This window comes from Flavobacterium qiangtangense (assembly GCF_042658345.1).
GTDB classification, from domain to species: domain Bacteria; phylum Bacteroidota; class Bacteroidia; order Flavobacteriales; family Flavobacteriaceae; genus Flavobacterium; species Flavobacterium qiangtangense.
The window spans coordinates 276957-302426 of sequence record NZ_JBHSQB010000005.1 but is presented as its reverse complement, the minus strand read 5'-3'; the positions used below and the strand labels follow the sequence as shown (position 1 = coordinate 302426).

Annotated in this window: 19 protein-coding genes; 14 read left to right on the top strand and 5 right to left on the bottom strand. The window is 35.7% G+C overall.

What is annotated here, in order from left to right:
- Positions 1-2: 2 nt before the first annotated feature.
- Positions 3-449, bottom strand: a complete 447-nt coding sequence (locus ACFPVY_RS07045; RefSeq protein WP_379791265.1) for a hypothetical protein — start codon at positions 447-449, stop codon at positions 3-5.
- Between the two features lie 345 nt (positions 450-794).
- Between ACFPVY_RS07045 and ACFPVY_RS07040 the strand changes: the two genes are divergently transcribed.
- Complete coding sequence (locus ACFPVY_RS07040; RefSeq protein ID WP_379791264.1) at positions 795-986, top strand: hypothetical protein; 192 nt, start codon at positions 795-797, stop codon at positions 984-986.
- 80 nt (positions 987-1066) lie between these two features.
- On the opposite strand, the gene ACFPVY_RS07035 is transcribed toward ACFPVY_RS07040, so the two are convergent.
- The gene (locus tag ACFPVY_RS07035; RefSeq protein WP_379791263.1) at positions 1067-1756 is read right to left on the bottom strand and encodes an SRPBCC family protein; all 690 of its coding nucleotides are present in this window, start codon (positions 1754-1756) and stop codon (positions 1067-1069) included.
- A gap of 315 nt (positions 1757-2071) precedes the next feature.
- Here ACFPVY_RS07035 and ACFPVY_RS07030 point away from each other — a divergent pair, with 315 nt between their 5' ends.
- The 13 genes from ACFPVY_RS07030 to tamL all read left to right on the top strand — a co-directional run bounded on the left by ACFPVY_RS07030 (position 2072) and on the right by tamL (position 20736).
- Positions 2072-3472 (top strand): anthranilate synthase component I family protein, encoded by a 1401-nt coding sequence (locus tag ACFPVY_RS07030; RefSeq protein WP_379791262.1) that lies wholly within the window; start codon positions 2072-2074, stop codon positions 3470-3472.
- A 12-nt stretch (positions 3473-3484) separates the two neighbouring features.
- Positions 3485-4051: an anthranilate synthase component II gene (locus ACFPVY_RS07025; RefSeq protein WP_379791261.1), complete on the top strand. Its 567-nt coding sequence runs from the start codon at positions 3485-3487 to the stop codon at positions 4049-4051.
- Between the two features lie 113 nt (positions 4052-4164).
- Positions 4165-5157: an anthranilate phosphoribosyltransferase gene (gene trpD, locus ACFPVY_RS07020; protein ID WP_379791260.1), complete on the top strand. Its 993-nt coding sequence runs from the start codon at positions 4165-4167 to the stop codon at positions 5155-5157.
- Positions 5158-5159: 2 nt separating this feature from the next.
- Positions 5160-5951, top strand: coding sequence for an indole-3-glycerol phosphate synthase TrpC (gene trpC / locus ACFPVY_RS07015; protein WP_379791259.1), 792 nt, complete (start codon positions 5160-5162; stop codon positions 5949-5951).
- Between the two features lie 29 nt (positions 5952-5980).
- A complete protein-coding gene (locus ACFPVY_RS07010; RefSeq protein ID WP_379791258.1) occupies positions 5981-6571 on the top strand; it encodes a phosphoribosylanthranilate isomerase in 591 nt (196 codons plus the stop codon).
- Positions 6568-7755, top strand: coding sequence for a tryptophan synthase subunit beta (gene trpB, locus ACFPVY_RS07005; RefSeq protein ID WP_379791257.1), 1188 nt, complete (start codon positions 6568-6570; stop codon positions 7753-7755). The genes ACFPVY_RS07010 and trpB overlap by 4 nt, the downstream gene beginning before the upstream one ends.
- A gap of 2 nt (positions 7756-7757) precedes the next feature.
- The gene (gene trpA, locus ACFPVY_RS07000; protein WP_379791256.1) at positions 7758-8522 is read left to right on the top strand and encodes a tryptophan synthase subunit alpha; all 765 of its coding nucleotides are present in this window, start codon (positions 7758-7760) and stop codon (positions 8520-8522) included.
- A gap of 152 nt (positions 8523-8674) precedes the next feature.
- The gene (locus tag ACFPVY_RS06995; RefSeq protein WP_379791255.1) at positions 8675-9352 is read left to right on the top strand and encodes a YciE/YciF ferroxidase family protein; all 678 of its coding nucleotides are present in this window, start codon (positions 8675-8677) and stop codon (positions 9350-9352) included.
- A gap of 16 nt (positions 9353-9368) precedes the next feature.
- Entirely contained in the window at positions 9369-9638 is a 270-nt protein-coding gene (locus ACFPVY_RS06990; protein ID WP_379791254.1) for a hypothetical protein, read from the top strand.
- Positions 9639-9743: 105 nt separating this feature from the next.
- Positions 9744-10532, top strand: a complete 789-nt coding sequence (gene ku, locus ACFPVY_RS06985; RefSeq protein WP_379791253.1) for a non-homologous end joining protein Ku — start codon at positions 9744-9746, stop codon at positions 10530-10532.
- A 3-nt stretch (positions 10533-10535) separates the two neighbouring features.
- Positions 10536-13175 (top strand): DNA ligase D, encoded by a 2640-nt coding sequence (gene ligD, locus ACFPVY_RS06980; protein ID WP_379791252.1) that lies wholly within the window; start codon positions 10536-10538, stop codon positions 13173-13175.
- A gap of 126 nt (positions 13176-13301) precedes the next feature.
- Positions 13302-18419: a translocation/assembly module TamB domain-containing protein gene (locus ACFPVY_RS06975; RefSeq protein ID WP_379791251.1), complete on the top strand. Its 5118-nt coding sequence runs from the start codon at positions 13302-13304 to the stop codon at positions 18417-18419.
- A complete protein-coding gene (tamL, locus tag ACFPVY_RS06970; RefSeq protein ID WP_379791250.1) occupies positions 18412-20736 on the top strand; it encodes a translocation and assembly module lipoprotein TamL in 2325 nt (774 codons plus the stop codon). The genes ACFPVY_RS06975 and tamL overlap by 8 nt, the downstream gene beginning before the upstream one ends.
- A gap of 61 nt (positions 20737-20797) precedes the next feature.
- Here tamL and ACFPVY_RS06965 read toward each other — a convergent pair whose 3' ends face one another.
- The 3 genes from ACFPVY_RS06965 to ACFPVY_RS06955 form a co-directional block, all read right to left on the bottom strand.
- Positions 20798-21196 (bottom strand): hypothetical protein, encoded by a 399-nt coding sequence (locus tag ACFPVY_RS06965; protein ID WP_379791249.1) that lies wholly within the window; start codon positions 21194-21196, stop codon positions 20798-20800.
- Between the two features lie 145 nt (positions 21197-21341).
- Positions 21342-22295, bottom strand: coding sequence for a tetratricopeptide repeat protein (locus ACFPVY_RS06960; RefSeq protein ID WP_379791248.1), 954 nt, complete (start codon positions 22293-22295; stop codon positions 21342-21344).
- A 568-nt stretch (positions 22296-22863) separates the two neighbouring features.
- Complete coding sequence (locus tag ACFPVY_RS06955; RefSeq protein WP_379791247.1) at positions 22864-25365, bottom strand: AsmA family protein; 2502 nt, start codon at positions 25363-25365, stop codon at positions 22864-22866.
- Positions 25366-25470 lie beyond the last annotated feature (105 nt).

Genomic DNA, 25470 nt, shown 5'->3' with positions numbered 1-25470 from the left:
GTTTATTGGTTGTAATTGAAAAGCTTGTAAATCGCGATCACGGTCAGCGCAAAAAAGATGTGGGCGATGAAAAGTTGTAGATAATATTGTTTGAATTTAATTTTTGGCTTTTCCTTTGGAAGCTTGAATAAAAAATACCAACTAAAAATTCCGATAAAACCGCTTATCATGCCGAAAATTAGTCCGCAAAACCAAGTAGGATCAACGTCGAAATTGTTCCAAATAAACTCATAACAAAGCACAAAAGCCAATCCAATTAAATAATGAATTGCCCATCCAAAAGCACTTTTTCGTTTTGGCGAAAGTTCAATATTTGCTCGAGAAATTACGATATTTAATAGCACCGGTTCTTTCCAAAGTTTATTGAAAGCTTCCGACGCAAAATAGCTGAACGCCGTCATTACCGTTGTTCCGGCAATTGTCGCTAAAATGATTATTAGAATTTCCATACGACCGAATTTTCATATAAAGTTTGTCATAAAATCTGGAAGCTCTATTATATAATTTGGGTTAAGATTTATACCTGATTTTTCTGAATTCAATAATAATGTAATCAAAAGGCAAAATTGTGTAAGGCATTTTGCTTTTTGATGTGGTAACTTTGAAATATAAGAATTGGAAAATCTTTAATACAACTGATAATAATTTCAATATTACTAAATTCCAATATCAAGAATTCTTGAGTTTGTATTGTTTTTTGAGGTTTATTATTTGTTTGAAATCCCCATTGTGAAAATGATGGGGATTTTTAAATTAATTTTTTTTTTTCGCTGTTAACCAAAATCAAATACATTATGAAAAAAACTGTTGTTTTAGGAATAACTGCGGGAGCGGTTGCCCTGGTAGCTGGAGCGTTAATCATTAAAAAATTACATTTATTGGATAAAATTCTCTGCAGAGCGGACGGTTTGACAGGAAAACTTTCTGATTATTGCGACTTGATTCCAAAAGGAGAACAAGGAAATGTGAGCAAAAAATTCAAATAAATTCTCTTAATAATCCACATATATTCAGCAAAAAAGCAGTTCTGATAAAGAACTGCTTTTTTTTTCATAAAATTTATTTCTTAGCTATTTTCTACAAAATCTTTAAAACGATTCACATCTTGCTCAATCATATTTGCGAAAATCGGATTTAAGACTTTTCCAATCATTTCGCCAGTTTCAGCCATCGGAGCGCGATATGAAATCATAACTTCCATCTTTGTTCCAAAGTTTCCATTATCATGAAATTCTACTTTTCCTACATTGTGAATCAAAGCTTCGCCAAAAGAACGCCAATGAATTTCTCTGTTTTCAACGTCTTTTGTGATTGCTGATTTCCATTTTAATTGCCCAATATCTCCCGGAACTCTCGCCGTCCATTCAGAAATTTCTTCGTCAATCAAAGTAACATTTTCCAAGTGCTTCATAATCGATGGAAGATTTTCCAAATTTCTCCAATGTTGATACACAAAATAAACTGGCTTGTTCACCGTCACAAAAAACCGAATATTGATGTTCGACACTTTTGGCGGGTCTAGCGTTTTTCCAGCTAATTTATATCCCGCACAATGGCCAGTTGCGCCACGATAAATCATGTAAGCCGATAACAAAGCTCTCGGATAATTTCTATTTTTCTTAGACAAAGAATTATACAACATTAACGAGCCCGAAAGTAGTGAAACTACGCGCTCTGTCGTAGAAACATTTACTTCTAAATCTGTTCCTAAAGTCTGCAAATGCTTGTGTGGCGTGGTGTGTAATTGATTTTCCATAGATTCAGTTTTTGGTTGATTACTATAAATTTAACACCAAAAGTTAACACTTTTTAGACTATTAACCAACCTTTAACGTCAGAAATCGAAATCCTAAATAATTCAAAAAAAATTGCAGAAATGATTTTTATTAAAAAAACATTTATACATTTGTCCCAACAATATTTCAGATGAACACAATTTTAAACAATACTTGGTGGTGGAAAAACTTACGTCAGACTTCGTGAGCGAATCCTTCTATCTGTATTTTTAAATCAAAATATAATAAGGCTTGTCAATCACGACAAGCCTTTTTTTATTGCCAAAACCCAACTTATGAAAACATTTCAATTACATACAAATTTCAAGCAGATTCTGGCTGACACGATTACGCCGGTGAGTATTTATTTGAAAATTAGAGATAAATTTCCAAGCAGTCTTTTACTCGAAAGTTCTGATTATCATGCCAGCGATAACAGCTTTTCATACATCTGCTGTAACCCTATTGCATCAATAAAAGTAGCTTCTGAAGTTATTTCGAAGACTTTTCCAGATGGAACTTCTGAAGAAATCAAAATTAATTCAGATACAAATCTTCCACAGGAAATCCAAAAATTTGCAAGCCAATTCCAGCAAGAAACTTCTTATTTTAAATTTATAAACAATGGCTTATTTGGCTACATCGGTTATGACGCAGTTCGTTATTTCGAGAAAATTGAAATCAATTCAAAACAAGAAAATCTTGAAATTCCAGATATTTTTTATGCCGTATATCAAAACATAATCGTCATCAATCACTTTAAAAATGAAGCTTATATTTTTTGTCACAGCATTGATGAAACGAATAATATCGTCGAAATTGAAAAAATGCTTGTCGCAAAAAACTTCGCCTCTTATTCCTTTTCAAAACAAGGAAATCCACAATCAAATTTGACCGACGAAGAATTTAAGGAAAATGTGGCGCTGGCCAAAAAGCATTGCCATCGTGGCGACGTGTTTCAGTTGGTTTTGTCAAGACGTTTTACGCAAGATTTTAAGGGCGACGAATTCAATGTTTACAGAGCTTTGCGAAGTATCAATCCGTCACCTTATCTTTTCTTTTTTGACTACGGAAATTTTAAAATATTTGGTTCTTCGCCCGAAGCACAGTTAATCGTTAAGGATAATAAAGCCGAAATTCATCCCATCGCCGGAACGTTCAAACGCACCGGAAACGATGAACAAGATGCCATTTTAGCAAAGAAATTATCAGAAGATAAAAAAGAAAATAGCGAACACGTAATGCTCGTGGATTTGGCCAGAAATGATTTGAGTCGAAATTGTTCTAATGTCCAAGTCGAAAATTATAAAGAAGTGCAATATTTCTCTCACGTAATTCATTTGGTTTCAAAAGTGACCGGAAATTTAAAAGAAAATGCAGACACTATGAAATTGGTAGCCAACACGTTTCCGGCTGGTACTTTAAGTGGTGCTCCAAAACACAAAGCGATGCAGTTAATAGAAAAAATTGAAAAAACAAATCGCGGATTTTATGGCGGAGCGATTGGTTTTATGGATTTTCAAGGTAATTTTAACCACGCAATTATGATTCGAACTTTCCTGAGTAAAAACCACCAACTTCATTATCAAGCTGGCGCGGGAATCGTCGAAAGTTCAAGCGAAGAAAGCGAAATGCAAGAAGTTTATAACAAATTAGGAGCGTTGACAAAAGCGCTTGATTTGGCTCAAAATATCTAAAAAAATACAGAAATGAAAATAGCAGTTATCGATAATTACGACAGTTTTACGTACAATCTTGTTCATTATTTGGAAGATTTGGGTGCAAAAGTCATCGTTTTGAGAAACGACGAATTTGATTTGGAAGAGTTAGAATCGTTCCAAAAGATTTTGCTTTCTCCCGGACCCGGAATTCCTGATGAAGCTGGGCTTTTGAAACAGGTCATAAAGCATTTTGCCCCGACCAAAAGTATCTTGGGAATTTGCCTCGGACAGCAAGCCATTGGTGAAGTTTTTGGCGGAAGCCTAACTAATTTAGAAAAAGTATATCACGGCGTTGCAACTAAAGTAAAAATTGAAGTAGATGATGAAGATTTATTTAAAGATATTCCGAAGGAATTTGAAGTCGGAAGATACCATTCTTGGGTAGTTTCAAACGAAGGTTTTCCGGAAGATTTAGAGATAACTTCCAAAGATGAAAACGGAGAAATTATGTCGTTGCGCCACAGAAAATACGATTTAAAAGGCGTGCAATTTCATCCAGAAAGTGTTTTAACGCCTCATGGAAAAACGATTTTGAAGAATTGGTTAGAAAGTTAGAATCTAAATTAGCTTGATAATATTCTAGCTAAGTCACAAAGACGCGAAGAAATATTGAGTATCAAAACTTTGCGACTCCACACCTTAGCGAGAAAACTTTAAATTTAAATAAAATGAAATATATCTTAAACCGCCTTATAAATCAAGAAACACTTACCAAAGAAGAGGCAAAATCAGTCTTGGTCAATATTTCATCTGGACAATACAATCCAAGTCAGATTTCGTCATTTTTGACCGTTTTTATGATGCGAAATATCACAATCGACGAACTTTCTGGATTCCGTGAAGCGTTGTTAGAATTGTGCGTTCCAGTTGATTTTTCAGAATTTAACACCATCGATTTATGCGGAACCGGTGGCGACGGAAAAGACACTTTTAATATTTCAACTTTAGCTTCGTTCATCGTCGCTGGCGCCGGAATCAAAGTCGCAAAACACGGAAACTATGGCGTGTCGTCCATCTCAGGTTCAAGTAATGTGATGGAAAATCTTGGAGTGAAATTCAGCAATGATGAAGACTTTTTAAAACGCTGTATTTCTGAAGCTAACATCGCGATACTTCACGCTCCACTTTTTCATCCGGCTATGAAAAATGTGGGCTCGATTCGAAAAGAATTAGGCATAAAAACGTTCTTTAATATGCTCGGACCAATGGTAAATCCATCGTTTCCAAAGAACCAAATCGTAGGCGTTTTTAGTTTGGAATTAGCTCGAATGTATGCTTATTTATACCAAAATACAGATGTAAATTACACGATTTTGCATTCGCTTGACGGTTATGACGAAATCTCCTTAACTGGCGAAGCCAAGATGATTTCCAAAAATTCAGAAGCCATTTTAAATCCGAAAAGCTTTAATCTTTCCACATTAAATCAAGAAGAAATCAAAGGCGGAACTACAACCGAAGCGTCAGCAAAAATGTTTTTAGATATTATTTCCGGAAAAGGAACCGAAGCTCAGAATCAAGTGGTTCTGGCCAATGCCAGTTTGGCGATTGCAACGGTTGAAAACTGCACGATTTTAGAAGGTTATCACAAAGCTGAAGAAAGTTTAAAAAGCTTGAAAGCCTTAGAGAAATTAAAGAAACTACAACAATTAAGCCGATAATTATGACCATTTTAGACAAAATAATCGAAGACAAAAAACGCGAAGTAGCGCTGAAAAAATCCATCATTTCGGCAAAGCAATTAGAAGTTTCAGATTTGTTCGGAAAAAGAACAATTTCACTGTCAGAAAGCATCAAAAATTCTTCCGGAATTATTGCGGAACACAAGCGTCGTTCGCCTTCAAAACAGACAATCAACAGCAGTTTTTCTGTGGAAGAAGTGGTAAAAGGATATGAAAAATTTGGTGCTTCCGGAATTTCTGTCTTGACGGATACCAAATATTTTGGTGGTTCTTTGGAAGATTTGCAGTTGGCAAGAGCTTCTGTAAATACGCCACTTTTGCGCAAGGAATTTATCATTGACAAATATCAAATTTTAGAAGCAAAATCAAACGGAGCTGATGCCATTTTGCTCATCGCAAGTGTCTTGACTCGAAGTGAAATCAAGCAATTGTCAGAGTTTGCGCAGGCACTTTCATTAGAAGTTTTGCTCGAAATTCACAACCAAGAAGAACTTGAAAAAGCGCTAATGCCAAGCTTGGATTTAATCGGAGTGAACAATCGAAACTTGAAAAACTTTGAAATCAGCTTGAAAAATAGCTTTGATTTGGCCGAAATGATTCCGAATGAATTTTTAAAAATTTCAGAAAGTGGCATCAATTCGCCTCAAGATGTTTTGGTTTTAAAAGAATACGGTTTCAACGGATTTTTGATTGGCGAAACATTTATGAAAACCGATAATCCAGGAAAATATTTGGGACAATTTATCGAAGATTTAGACCTAAAAAATTCTTGATTATGCCAATAAAACTGAAAATCTGCGGGATGAAATTTTCCGAAAATATTTTAGAAATCAGCCAATTAAAACCTGACTTTTTAGGATTTATTTTCTACAACAAATCGCCAAGAAATTTTGAAAGTGAAATTCCAGACTTGCCGAAAGAAATTAAAAAAGTGGGAGTTTTTGTAAATGCTTCTTCCGAAGAAATTTTGAGAAAAGCGAAACAACACAATTTGGATTTTATCCAATTGCACGGAAACGAATCGGCTGAATTTTGCAATGAAATCCAAACAGAAATTCCGGTAATTAAAGCTTTTTCAATTGATGAAGATTTTGATTTTGGAACTTTAAATGAATATCAAAATTCCTGTAATTATTTCTTGTTTGATACCAAAGGAAAAAATCACGGTGGCAACGGAATCACTTTTGATTGGTCGCTTTTGGATAACTATAAAATAGACAAAAAGTATTTTTTAAGTGGCGGAATCGGTTTAGAAAATGCTCCAAAACTTTTAGAATTTTTAAAAACAAAATCCGCAGAAAACTGTTTTGCAATCGACATCAACAGCCAATTTGAAAAACAACCCGGATTAAAAAATACAGCAAAAATAATCGAATTTAAATCGAAATTATGAGCTCAAAATACAATGCAGACGAAAAAGGATTTTATGGCGAATTCGGCGGTGCTTTCATCCCAGAAATGCTCTATCCAAATGTGGAAGAATTGCGATTAAAATATTTAAAAATCACTGAAGAAGATTCTTTTAAAGAGGAATTTCAATCGCTTTTGAAAGAATATGTCGGGCGACCTACTCCGCTCTATTTTGCCAAAAGACTTTCTGAAAAATTTGGAACGAAAATCTACTTGAAACGAGAAGATTTGTGTCATACGGGCGCGCATAAAATCAACAACACAATCGGGCAAATTTTATTGGCAAAACGACTTGGAAAACAACGAATTATAGCAGAAACTGGAGCTGGTCAACACGGCGTTGCGACGGCCACGGTTTGCGCTTTGATGGGTTTAAAATGCATCGTTTACATGGGCGAAATTGATATTGAACGACAAGCGCCAAATGTGGCGCGAATGAAGATGCTTGGCGCTGAAGTTCGTCCCGCGACTTCGGGTTCAAAAACGCTGAAAGACGCTACGAATGAAGCTATTAGAGATTGGATAAATAATCCTGAAGACACTTTTTACATCATCGGTTCGGTTGTGGGTCCGCATCCTTATCCAGATATGGTGGCGCGTTTTCAGAGCGTGATTTCTGAGGAAATTAAAATCCAACTTTTGGAACTAGAAAATCGTAAAAATCCTGATTATGTCATCGCTTGCGTTGGTGGAGGAAGCAATGCTGCAGGCGCTTTTTATCATTTTTTAGACGATGAAAATGTCAAATTAATTGCTGTGGAAGCGGCCGGAAAAGGCGTTGATTCTGGCGAAAGTGCGGCGACTTCTTTGCTTGGAAAAATCGGAATTATTCACGGAAGCAAAACACTTTTGATGCAAACTAACGACGGACAAATTACCGAACCTTACTCAATTTCTGCCGGTTTAGATTATCCGGGAATTGGTCCGATGCACGCCAATTTATTTGAGACAAAACGCGCCGAATTCTTAGCTATTACTGACGATGAAGCGATGCAAGCCGGAATGGATTTGGCAAAATTAGAAGGAATTATTCCCGCGATTGAAAGTGCGCACGCTTTTGCCGTATTAAACCACAAAAAATTCAAGCCAAAAGATGTCGTTGTCATCAATCTTTCTGGTCGTGGCGACAAAGATTTAAACACTTACATTAATTATTTCAAGCTTTAAAAATGAAACGAATCCAAGATAAATTACGAGAAAATAAAAAATTGGTTTCCATCTATTTTACGGCTGGATTTCCAAATTTAAACGACACCAAAACCATTATTAAAAATCTTGAAAAGTCCGGAGTCGATATGATTGAAATTGGGCTTCCGTTCAGCGATCCTTTGGCTGATGGACCTACGATTCAGGCAAGTTCAACAAAAGCTTTGGCAAACGGAATGACCTCTGAATTGCTTTTTAGCCAGTTGAAAAACATCCGCGAAAGCGTAAAAATTCCGTTGTTGATTATGGGTTATTTTAATCCGATTCTGCAATTTGGAGTTGAAAATTTCTGCAAAAAATGTCAAGAAACTGGAATCGACGGCTTGATAATTCCAGATTTGCCCTTGGAAATTTACCTTTCTGAATACAAATCGATTTTTGAAAAATATGATTTGGCCAACATCTTTTTAATTACGCCACAAACTTCTGAAAAGCGAATTCTTGAAATTGATGAAAACTCAAACGCTTTCATTTATATGGTCAGCAGCGCGAGCGTAACCGGAAGCACGAATGGTTTTGGAGATAAAGAGATGGCTTATTTTGAAAGGATTTCGAACATGAATTTGAAAAATCCGCAAATAATTGGCTTTGGAATCAACAACAAAACGACGTTTGATCAAGCTACAAAATTTCAAAATGGAGCAATCATCGGAAGTCATTTTGTAAACTTTCTGAATAAATTTGGAACTACAGAAGTCAATGAATATTTAGAAAATATAAAAAATTAGAGGAATTTCAGTTAAAGAAATCACAATTCAACTACTTATTAATAAACAACTTACAAAACAAAATATATTATAAGCTAATTAAAAAATTATGTAATCGATTTGGCTATCGAATGATGAACTTTGAGAAAGAAACATTTTTAAAAAATCTCAATATGAAAAATTCAAATGCTACAAGTTCAAAGAACAGCAAAACTACGGCTACAAAATCAAGTACGGCTTCCAACTCAAAAAGCACGGCTACAAAATCAAAATCTACTGGAACAACTGCTAAAAAAGCGACTCCAAAAACAGCGAATTCCACAAGAACAATTAAACCAAAAGCGAGCGCGGCAGACGGTTTAAGAGAATTGTTTATCGACTCATTAAAAGATATTTATTGGGCAGAAAAAGCATTGACAAAAGCGCTTCCGAAAATGGCTAAAAACGCTACTTCTGAAAATCTAAAAACAGCGTTAGAAGACCATTTAAATGTAACACAAGAACAGGTTTCAAGATTGGAGCAAGTTTTTGAAATCATCGGAAAAAAAGCTACTGCAAAAAAATGCGATGCTATGGAAGGTTTGATTAAAGAAGGCGAAAGCATTATGGAAGAAACCCAACCAGGCGCCGTTCGTGATGCCGGAATTATTGCCGCTTCGCAAAAAATTGAGCACTACGAAATTGCCACTTATGGAACGCTTTGTGCTTTCGCAAAAACACTCGGCGAAGATGAAGCGATGCAGCTTTTGGAAGCAACTTTAGCAGAAGAAAAAGAAGCTGACGTGACATTGACTGAAGCCGCTTACAACACAATTAACTTTGATGCTGCAGACGATATCGACGAAGAATAATCTAAAAATTAGTGCTATGATAAACGATAGAAATAACGAAGAAAATTTTGCCGAAAATGACAAACGCGGCATTGACAATCCGGAGTTAAACCGTGATCAGAAAAATGTTCACGACAAAGACAGAGATTTTGACGAAGATACCGAGGAAGAAGATGAAAACGATGATTTTCACACCAACGGACTCGACGATGAACATTCGCTGACGGATGACGAAGACGCGGATGATGATCCAAACGAAACAAAACCCTACCAAAAGCGCACTGGTGGCAATATCGAGGAAAGATAGTAATCAAAAAAGTGAAGTTTTAAGCTTCACTTTTTTTGTTTAAGCCGTGTTAAATCACTGTTTTTTCTGCTTAAAAAGGAATAAATTTAACTAAAAAATTAGACTATGAAAGCAATTTGGCGAGGTGGAATCAGCTTTGGTTTGGTCAATATTCCGATTAGACTTTATAGTGGTGCAACGACGCACAACGTAGAATTGGATATGATTCGTAAGAAAGATCAGTGCAAAATCCAATACGTTCGCGTGTGCAAAAAAGACGGAAAAGAAGTGCCTTGGGACGAAATTGCAAAAGGTTATAAAAAAGAGGACGGCGATTATGTGGTTCTCGATAAAGCCGATTTTGCCAAGGCGATGCCCGAAAAAACACAAACAATTGACATTTTCGAATTTGTGTTGGAGAAAGAAATTCCGTCGCAATATTTGGAAAAACCGTATATCGTTGAGCCTGCGAAGGAAGCTAAAAAAACCTACGCGTTGCTTCGAGAAGCTTTGAAGAAATCAGGAAAAGTGGGCTTGGCGAAATTCGTGCTTCGAAATACAGAACATCTTGGAATTTTGAAAGTTGAAGAAGATGCTATTTTATTGATTCAAATTCGTTTTGACCAGGATTTGCGCGACCCAAAGGAAGCTAAAATCCCTGATGACGTGAAAATTTCGAAAAAAGAATTGGATATGGCAATGACGATTATCGACCAATTGACCGAGAAATTTGAGCCTGAAAAATACAAAGACACCTATAAAGATGAATTGGTAAAACTTATCAAAAAGAAAGCAAAAACCAAAGGAAAACCAGTCAAAAAAGAAAAAACTGAAGAAAAACCGAAAGCCAAAAAAGGCGCTTCTGATGATTTATTAGAACAATTGAAAGCAAGTTTAGAGGCTATAAAAAACTAAATTATGGCACTCGAAAAATACAATCAAAAACGAGATTTTTCCAAAACCAAAGAGCCAAAAGGCATTAAAAAAACTTCTAAAGGAAAGCTGACTTTTGTGATTCAAAAGCACGACGCATCACGTTTACATTACGATTTTAGATTGGAAATTGACGGCGTTTTGGTAAGTTGGGCGGTTCCAAAAGGACCTTCGGCAAATACCGCTGACAAACGTTTGGCAGTTCAGACCGAAGACCATCCTATGGATTATTTTGATTTTGAAGGCACAATTCCAAAAGGCGAATATGGTGGCGGAACCGTGATGGTTTGGGATTATGGAACGTATCGCCCAGAAAATCCCGACGGAACTATTTCTCAAGACAATAAATTGATGAAAAAACAGCTCGCAGACGGTTCCATAAAAATTATTTTGAAAGGAAAAAAACTGCAAGGCGCTTGGCATTTGGTCGAAATGAAAGGCAAAGAAAACATGTGGCTTTTGATGAAATCAAAGGATGAATTTGCGGGTACAAAAGTGAATTTTGATGAAAATTCAGCGGTTTCTGGTTTAGATTTCAAAGGAATTGAAGAAAACGGAAACGTTTATAGTTCTGATAAAAGAAAGAAATTAACCAAAACAGAAGCCAAAAAAGTCATCGAAAAACAAGAAAAAGAAGAAGCCGAAGAAGAAAAACCAAAGCCGAAATTAAAAAAAAATGACGCGGAATTTTCGGCAGAAGATTTGGCAGAAGCTGCGAAGATAAAAGATTTTCCGGAAGATTGGCGTCCGCAATTGGCCACTTTAGCCGAAGAACCTTTTGATAATGACGATTGGATTTTTGAAAATAAATTTGACGGTTACCGCGCTTTGGCACAAATAAAAAACAACAAAGTGAACTTGATTTCCCGGAACGGAATTTCGTTCAATTCAAAATATAAGGAAATCGTAACTACGTTAGAAAAAGTCAACGACGATATGATTCTCGATGGCGAAGTTGTGGTGGAAGATACCAAAGGAAAAAGTCATTTTCAATGGTTACAGCATTTTGACGAAGACCCAAAAAACGGAACTTTAAAGTTTTATGTTTTTGATATCCTCTATTTCAAAGGCTATGATTTACGAAATTTGGAATTAATCCAAAGGAAAAAAATCTTAAAAGCGATTCTTCCAAAATTGAAAAATATCATTTTTTCTTCGCACACAATCGGGCAAGGTCTGGAAACTTTCAAGGCTATTGAAAAATTGGGTGGCGAAGGAATTATTGCGAAAAAAGCTTCGTCAAAATATTACCAAGACAGACGTTCAAAAGACTGGCTGAAAATTAAAACCAGCAAACAACAGGAAATGGTCATCGGCGGTTTTACAGAACCAAGCGGAAGCAGAACCGGACTCGGAGCCTTACTTTTAGGCTTTTACGAAAGCGATGATTTTATTTATTCTGGCAAAGTTGGGACAGGATTTTCAGACGAAATCTTGAAAGAACTTCGTGCCAAATTGAATAAAATAGAACGTAAAACTTCTCCTTTCAAAACACCTCCAAAATTGCAGGGAACACATTGGGTTTCGCCACAATTGATTGCGCAAATAAAATTTTCAGAATGGACCGATTCGGGAAGTCTGCGCCATCCGGTTTATTTGGGCTTGCGAACTGATAAAGAAGCAAAAGATGTGATTCGCGAAAAAGAAGTGGCGACAGAGAAGATTGTTTCAGAAATAAAATCGGAAGAAAAAGATACGAAAAAAACTAGTTCAAAAACCAACAAAAAATCTGAAGCGACTAAAGAAATTAGCGACAACAAAGTAGAATTTTCTAATTTAGACAAAGTTTTTTGGCCCAAAGAAAAATACACAAAAGGCGATGTGATTGAATACTACAATTCCGTTGCCGATTACATCCTACCCTATTTAAAAGACCGTCCGCAATCTTTATTGAGAACGCCAAACGGGATTTCAAAGCCTGGTTTTTTCCAGAAAAATGTGGAAGGCCAAGTACCAGATTGGATAAAAACTAGAAAATTAAAGTCAAAATCGACCGAGGAAAGCGTTACTTATTTGCTTTGCCAAGACCGCGATACTTTGATTTTTCTGGCCAATTGGGGTTGCATCGAACTCAATCCGTGGAGCAGTCGCGTTGGAACTTTGAACAATCCAGACTACATCATTTTTGATTTGGATCCGAACGAAGCCGACATGAAAAAGATTGTCAAAACGGCTTTGACTTTGAAAGAAATTTTGGATATGCTGAAAGTTCCGGCGTATGTAAAAACTTCCGGAGGAAAGGGAATTCATGTTTTTATTCCGGTTTTACCAAAATATTCCTACAATAAAACTCGAGAATTTTCACATTTGGTTAGTCAAATGGTTTTGAAAAAATTGCCCGAAATTGTCAGTTTGGAAAGAAGTCCATCCAAGCGAAAAGGAAAAGTTTATCTCGATTTTCTGCAAAATGGAAAGGGAAAAACGATGGCGAGTATCTACTCACTTCGTCCACGCGAGGGCGCCAATGTGAGCACGCCCTTGAATTGGGACGAAATTAATGACAAACTAAAAATCAGCGATTTTAACATCAAAACGCTTCCAAAAAGATTGGAAGAAAAAGGCGATTTGTGGTCAAATTTCTTCGATGATGCTATAGATTTGAAATCAATTCTAGAAAGAATTTAGCAGATTCTTGCTAAGCGTTTTCTGTCAATTTTGTGTTTTTTTTAATAAAAATCTATGTTATAAGTAGTATTTTTAAGTAGCCTAACGAGCAACCATAAAACCAATTTCGCAAAACACATTAGAATTTTGAACAAACCTACGAAATCATTCAAATTAAATAAATACGTCAAAAAATGGTTGAAGATTTTGGCGTGGATTATTGGCTCCATTTTGGGGCTTTTTCTTTTGATTGTCATTTTAATACAAATTCCATATTTCCAAAATCTGATAAAAGATAAAGCCGTTACTTATTTGGAAGGAAAAATAAAAACTCCGGTCAAAGTTGGAAGAATAGAAATCGGACTTCCAAAATACATTATTTTAGAAGATATTTATTTTGAAAGTCAAGCTGGCGATACGCTTTTGGCTGGCGATAAAGTAAAAGTTGACATCAGCCTTTTCAAGCTTTTAGACAACGAAGTGGAATTAAATTCTATCGATTTGCAAGGAATTACGGCGACCGTAAAGCGTAACAAAGATTCGATCTTCAATTTCGATTATATTATTGACGCGTTTGCTTCGAACGAACCGAAAGACACGACTTCAGCACCGATGAAAATTTCGGTGAAAAATGTAAATCTTGATAGAATAAAAGTACGTTTTGAAGATGCGATTTCTAAGAATGATTTGAATGCTTACGTCAATCATTTTGATACAAAAATTACAAAATTTGATTTGGACAAAATGGATTTTACCGTTCCAAAAATAAATTTGGACGGATTTAAAGTAATGCTGAAACAAGGCGAAATTGTTCAGGAAGTTGCCCAAAATACCGTGGAAGTTACTGACGAAGCGGTTAAAAGTCCTGATTTGAACTTGGAACTGGGAGAAATTCAATTGGCCAATATTGACATTGGTTTTGACAATAAAGGTTCGGCGTTGAATACTGGAATCAAGCTTAAAAAATTGCTTTTGGAATTCAACGAAATCAATCTGAAAAAGCAATTTATTGATTTAGAAAAATTCGAAATTGATGACATTTCTGGCGGATTGACTTTTGGAAAATTAGACAAAGCGATTGAAGTTGATGCTCCAGAATCTTTGGAAGCGACTGGTCCAAAATGGAAAGTGAAATTGAACGAAACTTCGCTTCAAAACATTGCTTTTCGATTTGATGATGAAAATTCCCCAAGAGTCAAAAAAGGAATGGATTACAAGCATTTGAACTTGGAAAATGTCAAATTGCAAGGCGAAAAATTCTATTATAGCACCGATTCTATTTATGGAAATATTCAAGAATTTTCGGTGAAAGACCAAAGCGGTTTGGATATCGAATCCTTGAAAACCAACTTTTTTTATGGAAGTAAACGAGCTTCGCTTAAAAATTTATACTTAAAAACACCGCAAACTTTGGTCAAAGACGAAATCAATGTAACTTATAATGATTTGTCTAAAATTGCCGAAAATTTGGGCGATTTGGGAATTGATGCGTCGTTAGAAAACAGCCAAATCGGGTTCAAAGATATCTTATTATTTGTGCCAACATTGGAAAATCAAAATCCATTCAAAAGTAATCCGAATGCGATTTTGTACATCAACAGCGAAGTTTCTGGAAAAGTCAGCGATATTTCAATTCCAAAATTAGAAATCAGTGGCATTGGTTCGACTGTAGTTTCCGCAAGCGGAAGAATTACGGGGCTTCCTGATGTGGAAAAAGCGTATTTTGATTTGAAGATAAATCAGTTGAAATCGACTTCGAAAGACATTAATATGTTTGTACCAAAAGGAACGATTCCAGCGAATATTCAGCTTCCTTCGCAATTGTCTTTGAATGGATTCTTTAAAGGAGGAATTTCGAATTTTAATACCGATATGTATTTGGCGAGCAGTTTTGGAAAAGCGAAAATCAAGGCTACTTTTGACCAAATAAGAAAAAATTACGAAAAATACGATGCCGACGCTACGATTGACAATTTTGATATAGGCAAATTATTGAAAAATGATTCGCTCGGAAAAATCAGCTTGAAAGCCAAAGTAAAAGGAACCGGATTGAATCCGCAGACGGCAAATGCTTCTATTGATGGAACTTTGATAAAGGCCGATTTCAACCGATATACATACCGAGATTTAAAATTAAAAGGTGCAATCAAAAACGGAAATTTCAACGCAACCGCAGGAATGAACGATGTCAATTTGACTTTTGATATGGTCGCCGAAGGAAATTTCAAAGGAAAATATCCGGCTGTAAAATTGAAATTGAACACCGATATTGCTGATTTAGAAAAGCTGAACCTTCACGCTGGTCCGTTGAAATTGAGAGGCGATATTTTTGCCGATATTACCGATTCCAGTCCAGAAAATTTGAATGGAAAAATTCGAGTTTACAATTTCTTGATTGTGGATTCTAAGGAAACTTATTCGTTAGATTCAATTAAAGTCGATGCGATTTCTTCCGCGGAAAGCGACACAATTCGCATTCAATCGCAGTTCGCAAATGCCTTGATGACTGGGAATTTTCAATATGACCAAATCGGAACTGCTTTGACAAATTCGATTTCAAAATATTACAATACGAATCCAACAGCTCCGAAAAAATCAAATTTGCCACAGCAATTTGACCTGACTTTAGTGGTAAGAGACGAACCTATTTTAATGAAATTAATGCCAGAATTGAAAAGCCTCTCGCCTATTGAAATCAATGCGAGATACAATTCTGAAGGCGATTCGATTAATGTAAACGGAAAAATTCCGAAGATAATTTATGGCAACAATACAATTACAAATGGTCAATTAGACATTGAAACCGACGAAAATGCATTGATTTATAGCTTGGTCATTGACGATATTGATGCCGGTCAAATTCATTTGCCTTACACCAGTATTTCTGGCCAAGTTGCTGAAAATAAAGTAAATTACACTTTGTTAATTCGCGATATTAAAGACGAAGACCAATATCTTTTGGCCGGAAGTTTGAAAGCCGAAGACGGAAATACGCAGATTTCATTAGAGCCAGACGGTTTGGTTTTGAACTATGAACCTTGGGATATCGACCGAGAAAATATCGTGCAGTTTGGTTCGAAAGGAATTTATGCCAACAATTTTGAATTGAGCAATAATGCAAGTTCCATCAAAATTCAATCGCAATCTGAAAGCGCTAATTCGCCGTTGGATGTTACTTTGAAAGATTTTGAAATTGCCACAATTACGAACGCAGTTGCAAAAGACACGCTTTTGGCTGGCGGAAGAATCAACGGAAATGTCTTGGTAAAAGATTTGACCAAAACAATGACTTTCACGGCTGATTTGAATATTGAAGATTTTACTTTTAAAACCGATACCGTTGGAAATATTGCTATAAAAGTGGACAATAATACTGCAAATGTTTTGAACGCAGACGTTGCAATTACTGGCGGAGACGGAAATCAGGTGAATTTAGTTGGGAATTACAGAACTGACAATTCGACTTTTGATATGAATTTGGACATCGAAAAATTGAATATGAAAAGTATTCAAGGATTCACAATGGGCGCGGTTACGCAAAGCACCGGATTTTTATCGGGACAATTTAGAGTGACCGGAAGCACGACGAGTCCGAGTGTTATTGGCGAATTGAAATTCAACGAAATTGGTTTGCGAGTGACACAGCTTGCCTCCTATTTTGACGAAATGAACGATAAAATTTCGTTTACAAATCAAGGAATTTCGTTTGATAAATTCTCAGTTTCTGATACTGACGACAATCAGTTGGTTGTTGACGGACGCGTTTTAACTACTAATTACACAGACTTTGGGTTTGATTTAACTGTAAACGCTGAAAACTTTAAAGCTGTAAATTCTGTTGCAAAAGACAACGATTTATATTACGGAGATTTGTTCATCGACACCGCTTTGAGCGTAAAAGGTGATTTGAATAAGCCGGTGGTTCGCGGTGATTTGAAGATAAATGAAGATACCGATTTGACGATTGTATTGCCACAATCTGACCCGTCAATTACTGACCGTGAAGGAATTGTGGAATTTATTGACCAAGATGGGATGCAGATTGACAAGCGTTTTATAGTTGCCGATTCGTTGAACCAATCGCAATTTAGAGGAATGGATGTTTCAGTGAATATTGAAATTGTAAAAGAAGCCGAATTGACGATGATTATTGACAAAGGAAACGGCGATTATTTGAACCTAAAGGGTGAAGCGCAATTGACTGGAGGCATTGATGAATCTGGAAAAACGACTCTGACAGGACGTTATGAATTTGACGAAGGCGCTTATGAAATGTCGTTCAATTTCATCAGAAGACGTTTTGAAATCCAGAAAGGAAGTTACATTCTTTGGACGGGCGAACCGACTTCTGCAGACATCAATATTACGGCGGTTTATGAAATCGAAACGGCTCCGATTGACTTGGTGGACAACCAAATTACAACGAACAGAAATATCTACAAACAACGAATTCCGTTTGAAACTTTGCTTAAAATGAAGGGCGAATTGTTGAAACCAGAAATTAGTTTTGACATCACTTTGCCCGAAGGAAATAATACCGTTGCCACGGAAGTGACGAATTTGACGAAAACCAAATTGGCACAACTTCGTCAGCAAGAAGGCGAATTGAACAAACAGGTTTTTGCCTTGCTTTTATTAGGAAGATTTATTGGAGAAAATCCTTTCGCTAGTGAAGCTGGCGGTACTTCTGCCGGTTCTTTGGCACGTCAAAGTGTGAGCAAAATCCTTTCGCAACAGTTGAATAATCTGGCTGGAGATTTGGTTCAAGGCGTTGAATTAGACTTTGATTTGCAATCAAGAGAAGATTACACAACAGGGTCTCGTGAAGACAGAACCGACTTAAATGTTGGGCTTTCAAAACGACTTTTGAACGACAGATTAAAAGTGACCGTTGGAAGCAGTTTTGGTTTGGAAGGACCTTCACAAGCAAATGAAGAAACGAACAATATTGCCGGCGATCTTTCTGCCGATTACCAATTGACCAAAGACGGCCGTTATATGGTGCGTGCTTATAGAAAAAACCAGTACCAAGTGGCTTTGCAAGGTCAGGTAATTGAAACAGGAGTTGGATTTATCATCACGATGGATTACAATAAATTCAGAGAACTTTTTCACAAGACCGAAGAACAAAAGAAAATCGACCGAGAAATCAAGGAAAAAGACAAATTAAGACGCGAAAAAGAAAAAGCAGACAATGAAAAATCGGCGCAAGAACAAGAAGAACGAACTGATAAAAATGCCAAAAAAGACAAAGACAATGAATAAAAGCACAATATATTATCTCTTTTTTGCAACACTTTTTGTGTGCGGTTGTAGCAATTTGAAATACCTTCCCGAAGGCGATGCCTTGTATGTGGGCGGTTCTGTGAAGGTTGAAGATACAACAATGTCTAAAAAACAGCGAAAAGCTTTGGAATCGGAACTAGAACCTTTGCTTCGCCCAAAACCAAATGCTTCATTTTTTGGACTTCGTCCGAAATTATACTTTTATAATCTTGCCGGAGAACCAACAAAAGACAAAGGTTTCCGTTATTGGTTGCGAAATAAAGTGGGACAACCGCCAGTTTTATTCAGTCAGGTAGATTTGGCTTACAACGAAAGCATCCTTCAAAATTACGCTGAAAACAAAGGTTATTACAAAGTCAGAACTGAATCAGATTCTACCGGAAAAAGCAAAAACAGAAAAGTTACGGCAGAATATACCGTTCGCCCTGGCTATCAATACAAAATCAAAAGCGTCACTTTTCCTACGGATACAACAAATACTTTAGAAAGAGATATTGCAAAATTAGGCAGAAGAAGTCGTTTGAGAGTCGGCCAACCTTATGATTTAGACAGAATTAAAACTGAAAGAGAACGAATCGACACGCGTTTGAAAGAGCAAGGCTATTATTATTTTAGCCCAGATTATTTATTGATTCAAGTTGACAGCACCGTTGGAACAAAAGAAGTGGATTTGATTGTAAAAGTGAAGGACGAAACTCCGGCGAAAGCGAAGCAGATTTATACGATTGACCAAATTACGATTTATCCAAATTACACGCTTTCGGCAAGTGATACGACGAATATTATCGCGAAATCAACACCTGAAAAATATAAAGATTTCACGATTATTGACACGACCAGAACCTTCGACCCAAGAATTTATGACCGAACACTTTATTTCCACAAAGGCGATGTTTACAACAGAACTGACCACAATCTTTCGTTGAATCGATTGGTGAATTTGGGAACTTTTAAGTTTGTAAAAAATGAATTTCGTCCGAGTGATTCTATTGAAAATGGGTTAAATGCTTTTTATTATTTGACACCGCTTCCAAAGAAATCAATTCGTGTAGAAGTTTTGGCTAAAACCAACTCCGCAAATTATACCGGAACAGAATTAAACGTAAATTGGAGCAACCGAAATACCTTTAAAGGCGCAGAATTATTGACTTTAACAGGATTTGGTGGAATGGAAGTTCAAGTTTCTGGGCAAAATAAAGGCTACAATGTTTTCCGTTTTGGAGGCGAAGCAAGTTTGGTTTGGCCACGATTTATCGGTCCGTTTAAAATGGAATCTGGTGAAGGATTTGTTCCAAAAACCAGAGCGTTGATTGGCTTTGAACACCAAGAAAGACAGCGACTTTATACTTTGAATACGTTTAAAGGTTCGTTTGGTTATTTGTGGAAGGAAAACGCTAGAAAAGAACACCAATTAAATGTAACCGAAATTACGTATGTGACTTCTGGAAATGTGACCGCAGAATATCAAGCGCAAATTGACGGTGACGGAACTCCTGAAAATCCAGGAAATCCGGCTTTGCAAAGAGTAATTGACAAGCAGTTAATTTTTGGTCCGAATTATTCGTACACCTACACGAATACGATGCAACGAAGAAAGAAAAACACTATCTATTACAAAGGAAGTTTGGATCTTTCAGCAACAATAACTGGTTTGGTTATGGGCGGAGACAAAAATGAACCAAAAGAAATATTGGGCGTTCCTTTTAGCCAATTTGCCAGAATGGAACACGAATTTCGCCATTATTATAAATTGGGGAGAGATTCTCAAATTGCCAGCAGAATCATTGCGGGCGTTGGCGTTCCTTATGGAAATTCAGACCAAATGCCATTTATCAAACAGTTTTTTATTGGCGGAACAAACAGTATTCGTGCCTTTAGAGCGCGATCCATCGGACCTGGAACTTTTAAAGACAGTGTTGCTTCTAACTCATTTCTTCCTGATCAATCGGGCGATTTGAAATTGGAATTAAACACCGAATATCGCGCCAAATTATTCAGTATTGTTCACGGAGCAATTTTCGTAGATGCTGGAAATATTTGGTTAATGAACAAAGACGAATCTAGACCTGGAGCTGAATTTACAGGGAAATTCTACGAACAGTTAGCCGTTGGAACCGGAGCTGGTTTGCGTTTTGATTTATCTTTCTTGGTATTAAGATTGGATTTGGCATTTCCACTAAGGAAACCTTATTTACCTGAAGGAAACCGCTGGGTTTTAGACCAAATTCAATTTGGAGATCGAGCTTGGAGAAAGGAAAACTTGGTGTTTAACTTGGCGATTGGATATCCGTTTTAAGGGTTTAAGGTTTACGAAAATTACGAATACAAAAAATGCGAAGCTTTCACTTCGAATTTTTTTATTTCTTAATTGAAATTTGATTTCCATATTTTTCTGAAAAAGATTTTACTCTTTGCAGATTTAGTTTTCCTTCTTCAGTGACAATTTTGTTTTCATAAAGCATTTTTATGAATGGTTTGATTGTCTTTTTAATTTCGACTTTGGTACCAGATTCTATGAATGTAACTTGAAAATACGTTCCCGGCGTTCTGGGATCATCAAGCGGTTTAATTAAAATCAGTTGCTCGCCTTCAAGGTTACTGATGTAACATTCTTTGGCAAACATTCCACAATCGCCCACTCTCACATATTCTTTTCCATCGACAGAAGCAATTTCTTTTTTAATCTTCACTTCTTGGGCATTCACAGTAGTTCCAATTGCAAAAGCCACCAGGAACAAAACTGATTTTAGTTTCATAATTTCTATAATTTATTAGATTTGTTATGGGAATATAACGCAGTAAATGTAATAGATTTTAGATATATCAACTTATATTATTTCAGTAATTTATAGCATAATTATTGACAGAGTTGTTAACAGATTTTGCCGAATAAATTGAATATTACAATTCCACATTTTCCTTTAAAAACTCAAAATACTTTTCTTTGCTTCCTTCAAAAATTTCTTCTCCTTCAAACATGTAAGCGCGCAGCAAATATTCTTTAGCATTTTTAAAATCATTTGCTTCAAAATACAACTGTCCTACTCTCAACATGATAAAAGGATTTTCATACGCATTTTCTTCAATATTGCTTTTCGCGTTTAAGAAATATGGAAATGCTTCTTGGTGATTTCCCATCATAAAATAAGCGTCTCCGATGGAAGTTTCCAACCAAAGTGTTTCTACGTAGGTATTTTGCGGATTCGGAATTAAAGCCAAAGCTTGTTTCCAAACCTTGATTGCGTTTTCATAATTTTCATCGTCAAAGTATTCATTTCCTTCTTCACTTAACGATTCGATTTGGTCTGAAACTTCGTCGGAAAGTTCCACAGCAATAGCTTTTGGTTCAAAATCTTTGGCAATTTCCAACTCAAATAACTTTTTGATTTCGTCATTATCGATTAGTTTTTTCTTTGCAATTTCAAAATAAAAATCTGGCTTTTCGCTAAAATCTCTTTTGGTTGCTCCATATTTTACAGCTTCTTGGAAAGCATTTTTTGCTTCTTCAATTTCTGATAAATGCAAGTTGGTTTCTCCCAAAAGCAGAAATGGCGTAGTTTCATAGATTCTAAAACCCGAATTTTTTAGGTCAAAAATCCAATCATTTACCAAAGATTTTGCTTCAGAATATTTCCCAGAAACATTGAGAAACGGAATTAAATCACAGAGAATAATGTGTGAACACGAAGTATTGAATTTTGGTTCTGGAAGTAAATTCCAAGCTTCTTGAATTTTTGATAAAGCTTCTTCGATTTTATTCTGTTCTAAAAATTCCCAAGCTTTGTCTTGCAAATCAAATATTTGGGTTTCTAATTCTTGCGATAATGGATAGGCTTGGCGAATTTCGTTGTTCATCTTGATTAATTTTTTATTGCAAAATATAGAAATAAAACGCCTCCTAAAATAAAAGCCAAAAATCCCAACATAAATACGATTGTATTAACTGGATGCCCAGTCTTCATAGTAAAGCCAATTCCAATTAACAAAATTCCAAATGGAATCAGTAGTAGCGACAAAATTAAATTTCGAGTTCTTTTATCCATCAGATAATCAATAAATAAACTGATTCAAGACCATTAAAACTACAAAACAGATTACAACAAACAAATTTTGCTTTATTGATTTAAAGATCATAAAAATTAATAATCCGATACTTAGAATTACCCCTTTTTTCACATACGGTTCATATGCATATGAAAATAGTGATTCTGGAATTAGCGGATTTGTTAAGTTTGACTTTACATTATAATAATGCAAAAAAATAGAAATAATTATCAAATTGGTTAAGAGTATTGAAATTGTCGATAAAATCTTTACCATTTTCAATTCATTTATTTCCTTTAATTTCATTTGGTTGTTTTGTTTTAAATTCTGCCAAATATCTAAAAAAACTTACAACAAACACAATTAATATAAATAATTTCTATTCAGATTTATTAGTTTCAACCGCATTTTCGCTGGTTTTTTTACTGACCAATTTAATTTTTACTTTTCCGTCTTCGTCATCGCTTGCCAAAAGGTGGATTACAATACCGCGATTTCTTCTTTCTTCAAGCAATTCTTCGTCAGTAATATCTTTGTCTTTTTTTGGATTTCTGAGCGGAACATCGAGCGCAATATTTGTTCCTTTCCCGAAGGAATAAATTCCGGCCAAATCCATATTTAAAACGCTGGAGTTGATTTTCATCGGATGAATTTTTACTTTTTCGCCAGTAATATCAAGCTTTCCATTTAAATTTGTAAACGTAATATTATCCAAATCACGAAATGGAAATGCAAATTTTCCGGCACTTTTTAAAGCTTCAAAATTAACCAAAGCTCCTTTTTGCAAGTCAAAATCGATCGTTCCGTTCATTGAATTTGTGACCAATTTTCCGTCGTTTGAAATGCTTCCTGTGATATTTGCTTGGGAATATAAAAATCCTCTCAAATTTTTAGACGACATCGATTCCATCCCAAAATTATTGAAGGCATAAAAGAATTTCTCAATATTTACGTTTTTGACCAACGCATTTATGGCAAATTTATTTAACGTTTTTCCTTGCGTCAATGATCCGTTTACGTCCATAAAACCGCCAGCGTGATTGACTCTCGCGTTCTTGATGAACATTCCGGTTTCTGATAATAAAACGTTGGCTTTCACATCGGTTGCATAAAATTTATTGTAAAAAAATTTATCAACTTGCACGTTCATCGCCACATTACTTTTCTCAAAAAGAAAATTTAAATTTTCAGAAAGTGTGCTTTTGCTTGTTTTCTTTTTCGCAATTCGGGTCGTTTTTCTGCTTCCCAAAAATCCGAGAAATTCACCCAAATGCAACTGCGGACTTTTTACCTTCCAGTTCAGTACGATTCGTTCAGGATCAGTGTAATATAAATTCAAAAAGTTCTCAATATCGCCTTCCATATTAACGACACTTTTACCGCTTTGCAACGTAATATTTTTGATTAAAAGCGCTTTCTCAGTAAAATCTAAAGCCACATTTGTGTTTTTAAACCTTAAATTTCTCGGCGCATAAGTCACATCGCCGTCTTTTATATTGACCAAACCAGAAAAAATGGGTTTTGTAATTTCTAAATTTACAATATCTGCTTTGAATTTTAAGCTTACATCGGCAGTTCCATTGGAAAAAACTAACAAATCTTTATCGACTGCGTTGCTCAATTTTTCTAAAGGAAACTGGGATTTGAAAGTTCCAGAAGCAATTGGTTTACTGAAATCATTGATAATCGCAGTATCGACAGTAAACGGAATTTCCTTGTAATTTCCTGTAAAATTCAGAAGTTTCACCGCAGAATTTGGGTCGTTAAAACCTTTTCCTTTTACAAATTCATTGGTAAAAATTCCCGTAAAATTGCAATTATCCACAATTCCATCCGGAATATGAAGTCGGTTGTCTTTGATTTTTGCCTTGACATAAATCAGCGGATCGCCTTCTGAATTCAAGTCTCCCCCGATATCACAAGTCACATCGATCGGTTTTTCTAAGTCAAAACGGTCCAATTGTTTGCTGATATTGTTGGAAAGCAAATTCGAAGCATTTTTCCATAAGATTCCGTCAGCTACAATTCCGATTGAGAATTCAGAATTCTTTTTTCCGATATTAAATTTTCCTTTGATATTAAATTCATCGTCGCCGATATCCAAATCGTTTGGAGAAATCACGATATTTTCTGCTTCTTCATTGTACCGAATATCAAAATTTCCGTTGAGTTTTTTATTTTCGATAAAACTTCCGTGTTTAGTATTGAAAGCAAGACTTTTGGCGAAAGCATCGAGTTTTATATCGGCATCCCAACCGTCAGAATCATATTTTAATTTTCCGTTTAAATCATTGATTATGAATTGAAAAAGCTTTTTTCCTTTTTGATTGTCAGAAACAAAACTTACATTATGAAGCTGAAAATTTTTGACTTCGGCAAAAGAACCTCCGTCTGGCTGTTCTGCTTTTTTCTCTGCTTTTGATTTAAAAATTGAAGAATTGCTGTAACCATTTTCATCTACGAATAAGTAAATTTTGGCATCTTCAATTTCAATTTTTCTGATTTCAAGAGCGCCTCGAAGAAAGGCAAAAGAATTTATGGAGATATTAAATTCGTTGGCTTCTAACAAAGTGTGTTTGTGATCGTTATAAAGACTGTCTTTTACTATTACATTTTTCAATCGCAATGAGATTCTTGGAAAGCCTTGCAAAAATGTGGGATCCATACTTTCAGCAACTAATTTTCCGTTGATATTTTCGTTAATTTCTGCGGTTATTGAAGCCAAAATTTCTTTCTTGTGCGTGTTTACGTAGAATGCCAACGCCATATAAGCGACGATGATGAAGAGAAAAATGCCAAATAAAATCTTAAGCAAAAGCTTTAACCAACGTGGCAATTTGTGTCTTTTTTCTAAGATTTTTGGGAAAGTAGTTTTGTTCATAAGGGGAAATTAAACGCAAACTTAAATTTAAGGGAGAAGATTTTGGAAAATGTATAATTGGTGTTAAAGTTTTGAAATATGAAGAGTAATAAAACAAAAAAGCCT

What these genes read in the sequence shown, in the direction of transcription:
- ACFPVY_RS07045 (WP_379791265.1), bottom strand. Translation starts at nt 449, where the DNA reads ATGGAAATTCTAATAATCATTTTAGCGACAATTGCCGGAACAACGGTA.
- ACFPVY_RS07040 (WP_379791264.1), top strand. Translation starts at nt 795, where the DNA reads ATGAAAAAAACTGTTGTTTTAGGAATAACTGCGGGAGCGGTTGCCCTG.
- ACFPVY_RS07035 (WP_379791263.1), bottom strand. Translation starts at nt 1,756, where the DNA reads ATGGAAAATCAATTACACACCACGCCACACAAGCATTTGCAGACTTTA.
- ACFPVY_RS07030 (WP_379791262.1), top strand. Translation starts at nt 2,072, where the DNA reads ATGAAAACATTTCAATTACATACAAATTTCAAGCAGATTCTGGCTGAC.
- ACFPVY_RS07025 (WP_379791261.1), top strand. Translation starts at nt 3,485, where the DNA reads ATGAAAATAGCAGTTATCGATAATTACGACAGTTTTACGTACAATCTT.
- trpD (WP_379791260.1), top strand. Translation starts at nt 4,165, where the DNA reads ATGAAATATATCTTAAACCGCCTTATAAATCAAGAAACACTTACCAAA.
- trpC (WP_379791259.1), top strand. Translation starts at nt 5,160, where the DNA reads ATGACCATTTTAGACAAAATAATCGAAGACAAAAAACGCGAAGTAGCG.
- ACFPVY_RS07010 (WP_379791258.1), top strand. Translation starts at nt 5,981, where the DNA reads ATGAAATTTTCCGAAAATATTTTAGAAATCAGCCAATTAAAACCTGAC.
- trpB (WP_379791257.1), top strand. Translation starts at nt 6,568, where the DNA reads ATGAGCTCAAAATACAATGCAGACGAAAAAGGATTTTATGGCGAATTC.
- trpA (WP_379791256.1), top strand. Translation starts at nt 7,758, where the DNA reads ATGAAACGAATCCAAGATAAATTACGAGAAAATAAAAAATTGGTTTCC.
- ACFPVY_RS06995 (WP_379791255.1), top strand. Translation starts at nt 8,675, where the DNA reads ATGAAAAATTCAAATGCTACAAGTTCAAAGAACAGCAAAACTACGGCT.
- ACFPVY_RS06990 (WP_379791254.1), top strand. Translation starts at nt 9,369, where the DNA reads ATGATAAACGATAGAAATAACGAAGAAAATTTTGCCGAAAATGACAAA.
- ku (WP_379791253.1), top strand. Translation starts at nt 9,744, where the DNA reads ATGAAAGCAATTTGGCGAGGTGGAATCAGCTTTGGTTTGGTCAATATT.
- ligD (WP_379791252.1), top strand. Translation starts at nt 10,536, where the DNA reads ATGGCACTCGAAAAATACAATCAAAAACGAGATTTTTCCAAAACCAAA.
- tamL (WP_379791250.1), top strand. Translation starts at nt 18,412, where the DNA reads ATGAATAAAAGCACAATATATTATCTCTTTTTTGCAACACTTTTTGTG.
- ACFPVY_RS06965 (WP_379791249.1), bottom strand. Translation starts at nt 21,196, where the DNA reads ATGAAACTAAAATCAGTTTTGTTCCTGGTGGCTTTTGCAATTGGAACT.
- ACFPVY_RS06960 (WP_379791248.1), bottom strand. Translation starts at nt 22,295, where the DNA reads ATGAACAACGAAATTCGCCAAGCCTATCCATTATCGCAAGAATTAGAA.
- ACFPVY_RS06955 (WP_379791247.1), bottom strand. Translation starts at nt 25,365, where the DNA reads ATGAACAAAACTACTTTCCCAAAAATCTTAGAAAAAAGACACAAATTG.